Annotated in this window: 6 protein-coding genes; 4 read left to right on the top strand and 2 right to left on the bottom strand. The window is 55.7% G+C overall.

Features of this window, described 5'->3' with window-relative positions:
- Positions 1 to 10: 10 nt before the first annotated feature.
- On the top strand, positions 11 to 313 hold the full coding sequence (locus tag BOW53_RS12430; RefSeq protein ID WP_078488290.1) for a gamma-glutamylcyclotransferase family protein: 303 nt from the start codon (positions 11 to 13) through the stop codon (positions 311 to 313).
- 11 nt (positions 314 to 324) lie between these two features.
- Here BOW53_RS12430 and BOW53_RS12435 read toward each other — a convergent pair whose 3' ends face one another.
- Complete coding sequence (locus BOW53_RS12435; protein WP_078488291.1) at positions 325 to 576, bottom strand: nitrogen fixation protein NifZ; 252 nt, start codon at positions 574 to 576, stop codon at positions 325 to 327.
- A gap of 199 nt (positions 577 to 775) precedes the next feature.
- On the opposite strand from BOW53_RS12435, the gene BOW53_RS12440 reads away from it, so the two are divergent.
- Genes BOW53_RS12440 through nifS form a run of 3 tightly spaced genes read left to right on the top strand, consistent with a single transcriptional unit; the run spans position 776 to position 3,218 of the window.
- On the top strand, positions 776 to 1,099 hold the full coding sequence (locus tag BOW53_RS12440) for a HesB/IscA family protein (RefSeq protein ID WP_078488292.1): 324 nt from the start codon (positions 776 to 778) through the stop codon (positions 1,097 to 1,099).
- Between the two features lie 14 nt (positions 1,100 to 1,113).
- Entirely contained in the window at positions 1,114 to 2,004 is an 891-nt protein-coding gene (gene nifU, locus BOW53_RS12445) for a Fe-S cluster assembly protein NifU (RefSeq protein ID WP_078488293.1), read from the top strand.
- Positions 2,005 to 2,006: 2 nt separating this feature from the next.
- The gene (gene nifS / locus BOW53_RS12450; protein WP_078488294.1) at positions 2,007 to 3,218 is read left to right on the top strand and encodes a cysteine desulfurase NifS; all 1,212 of its coding nucleotides are present in this window, start codon (positions 2,007 to 2,009) and stop codon (positions 3,216 to 3,218) included.
- A gap of 21 nt (positions 3,219 to 3,239) precedes the next feature.
- Here the strand turns inward: nifS and BOW53_RS12960 are convergent.
- Positions 3,240 to 3,509: hypothetical protein (locus BOW53_RS12960; RefSeq protein WP_216641107.1), on the bottom strand; the 270-nt coding region annotated here is incomplete at its 5' end.

A 3,509-nucleotide genomic window follows, 5' to 3' on the forward strand; every position in this document is an offset into this window, starting at 1 on the left:
TGCCTGGTGAATGAAAACTCTAAGTTTTCAGACCATCCCTAAGTACAGGATGATCCACCTGGGAGCCTATCCAGGTGTCGTGGAGGGTGGCGGCACGGCCATTGCCGGTGAGGTCTACCGTGTGAGTGGACTACAGTTCGCGCAGCTCGACCGGCTAGAAGACTATCCCAGGCTCTACAACCGCAAGCGGATCACCACCCCCTGGGGCAGTGCCTGGATCTATCTCTATCGGGGTGCGCGCAATGGACGCTCGGTCATCCCAGGCGGCAACTGGCTGGGACAGCAGCGTCCAGGCTCATTCTCTTTCTACTAGGAAAACCGCATTTAATTCGCTGTTTTCAGCTCTTCAGGCCAGCAGCCGGTGGGTGGGCCGAGGTTGAGTTCGGTGTCTTCGAACCTCACCAGGTAGACCTTGCGATCGGGTGCCTCTTCCAGGTGACCCGTCTCCACGATAACGCCGCGGGTGCCCGGTTCGGCCAGCAGTTTATCTTCCGGCACTTTAGGTATGCCGCCGTCGTTATAGATGTGACTGGCAGCGAATACCACATCGCCAGGTTGCAGATCTTCAAGATTCATTGTCGTACTCCATTGTTTGGTTTGTTACTAACCAATCTCCTGCAGATTGTCGTGCATGCAACATTTTCCGGTTGAGAACGAAACATTAAAAATACTGTTAATTCAATGTGTAAGGTGTTTTCTGTTTTCGTGGCACAGGCTTTGCAACGCCTTACGTCAACGAGTAATGCAAAACGTTTGCCATGGAGTTAAAAAGATCATGCTGATACTCACTGAAAATGCACAGAAGGCGGTGAGCCGATTCATCAAGGGTTCCGAAACGCCGGTCGTCGGGCTTCGGATCTCGGTTACCGGTGGTGGCTGTTCGGGAATGCAGTACGGCATGTCCCTGGAAGCGGGTGCAAAGGATGACGACACAGTCGTCGAATTCGGTGAGCTGAAGATTTTTGTCGACCCTGCCAGTGCCCCGATGCTCGACGGTATCACCGTTGACTTCCTGGACACGATGGAAGGGAGCGGTTTCAAGTTTGAAAACCCGAACGCAACTGCCAGTTGTGGCTGTGGTAAATCGTTTTCCGCCTGATTGGGAGAAGCACTATGTGGGACTATTCGGAAAAAGTTCAGGAACACTTCTATAACCCGCGCAATGCCGGAGCGGTGGAAGAAGCCAATGCCGTTGGTGACGTGGGTTCTCTTTCATGTGGTGATGCACTGAGACTCACACTGAAGGTTGACCCGGCAAGCGAGACAATACTAGATGCCGGCTTTCAGACCTTTGGCTGCGGTTCTGCCATCGCCTCCAGTTCGGCACTGACTGAGATTATCAAGGGCATGAAGATCGATGACGCCCTGAATGTGAGCAACCAGGACATCGCCGACTTTCTCGACGGACTTCCGCCTGAGAAGATGCACTGCTCGGTAATGGGTCGTGAAGCCCTCCAGGCGGCTGTGGCCAACTTCCGTGGCGAGGAGTGGAAGGACGACCACGAAGAGGGTGCACTGGTCTGCAAGTGCTTCGCGGTGGACGAAGTGATGATCGAGCATACGGTACGTGCCAATAACCTGCGTACCGTTGAAGAGGTGACCAACTACACGAAGGCCGGCGGCGGCTGCTCAGCCTGTCATGAAGGCATTGAAGAGATCCTAACCAAGGTGCTGGCCGAGCAGGGTGAAACCTTCGACACTACCGCTGTAGCGGGTGAGATCAAGAAGCCCAAGTCGGGCCTGACCAACCTACAGCGCATGAAACGTATCGAGGAACTGCTCGACGAGATCCGCCCCAACCTTCAGCGTGATCACGGTGACGTGGAATTGATTGAAGTGGACGGGCGGGACATCTTCGTCAAGATGACCGGTGCCTGTGCGGGCTGCCAGATGGCGGCCACCACCCTGGGCGGCATCCAGTCCCACCTGGCAGAAGGGCTGGGCGAGTTCATCCAGGTGCTTCCCGCTGAAGAGCTGGTGCGCCGCGAGGCAATGGGAGGCTGATCATGGCTGAAGGAATCTATCTCGATAACAACGCCACCACTATGGTGGCGACGGAAGTGGTAGAGGAGATGCTGCCCTTCTTTACCGAACAGTTTGGCAACCCGTCCTCTCTGCACCAGTTTGGTGACAAGGTAGGGCGTGCCCTGAAGAAGGCGCGCAGACAGGTACAGGAACTGCTGGGTGCAGAGCACGACTCAGAGATCATCTTCACCTCCTGCGGTACCGAATCGGACTCCACCGCCATTCTCTCGGCATTAAAGGCCCAGCCCGATCGCAGGGAGATCATCACCACGGTGGTTGAACACCCAGCGGTTCTCAATCTCTGTGAACACCTGGAGAAAGAAGGCTATACTGTTCACTATCTGAAGGTGGACAAGAAAGGGCGTCTTGATATCCAGGAGTACTACAAACTACTTTCCGATAACGTGGCCATCGTCTCCGTGATGTGGGCCAACAACGAGAGCGGTACGCTCTTTCCGGTGGAAGAGATGGCGGAGATGGCCCGTTCCGTCGGCGTTATGTTTCACACAGATGCAGTGCAGGCGGTGGGCAAGCTGCCCATCAATCTGAAAGATACCAACATCGACATGCTCTCCCTCTCCGGGCACAAGCTGCACGCGCCCAAAGGTATCGGTGTGCTCTACCTGCGCCGTGGAGTGCGTTTTCGCCCCCTGCTGCGGGGCGGCCACCAGGAGCGTGGACGCAGGGCAGGTACCGAAAACGCGACATCCGTTGTCGGTCTGGGCAAGGCCTGCTCAATGGCATTGGAGGCGATGGACTACGAGAAGAGTTTCGTCAGGGCAATGCGTGATCGCCTGGAGCAGGGCATCCTGAATAAGGTATCCCACTGCTTCGTGACCGGTGATCCCAACAACCGCATGCCCAATACATGCAACATTGCCTTCGAATATATCGAAGGCGAGGCGATCCTGCTGCTGCTGAACAAGATGGGCATCGCCGCCTCCAGTGGTTCGGCCTGCACTTCGGGCTCCTTGGAGCCATCTCACGTGATGCGCGCGATGGATATTCCATTCACTGCCGCTCACGGTTCGGTGCGTTTCTCCCTATCGCGTTACAACACCATGGAAGAGGTTGAGCGGGTTATCGAAGCAGTACCGCCAATCGTTGAACAGTTGCGTAAGTTATCCCCCTACTGGGGTGAGAACGGGCCGGCGGAAGAGCCGGAAAAGGCCTTCGCACCGACTTACGCCTAATCAGCTCCTCGTAGGCTTGTTCTACGTTTGCCGCAGCTTTTGCTGCGGCTTTTTTTGCACAGGGATGTGCACGACTGCAGGGATGCAGGAGGTAGAGCGAAGCAGGATGCCGGAGCCGAGGAGCGGTGGGCCGATCGTGGCATTAGCACAGAAGAAGTGGCAACTGGGCAGAGGTGACCGAGAAAGATCCTCTAGCAGGCTGTTGAAATAGTCCCTTATTTGAGCTCTATTGTACCAGCCGCTTTCAATACGGCCTGATTTCCAAGAGACAAATGGCCGCAATCGCTGGAA

It is taken from the genome of Solemya velesiana gill symbiont (genome assembly GCF_002020805.1).
In the GTDB taxonomy this organism is placed as follows: Bacteria; Pseudomonadota; Gammaproteobacteria; order Chromatiales; family Chromatiaceae; genus Sedimenticola_A.

Coding starts and splice junctions, on each gene's coding strand:
- BOW53_RS12430 (WP_078488290.1), top strand. CDS start 11: ATGAAAACTCTAAGTTTTCAGACCATCCCTAAGTACAGGATGATCCAC.
- BOW53_RS12435 (WP_078488291.1), bottom strand. CDS start 576: ATGAATCTTGAAGATCTGCAACCTGGCGATGTGGTATTCGCTGCCAGT.
- BOW53_RS12440 (WP_078488292.1), top strand. CDS start 776: ATGCTGATACTCACTGAAAATGCACAGAAGGCGGTGAGCCGATTCATC.
- nifU (WP_078488293.1), top strand. CDS start 1,114: ATGTGGGACTATTCGGAAAAAGTTCAGGAACACTTCTATAACCCGCGC.
- nifS (WP_078488294.1), top strand. CDS start 2,007: ATGGCTGAAGGAATCTATCTCGATAACAACGCCACCACTATGGTGGCG.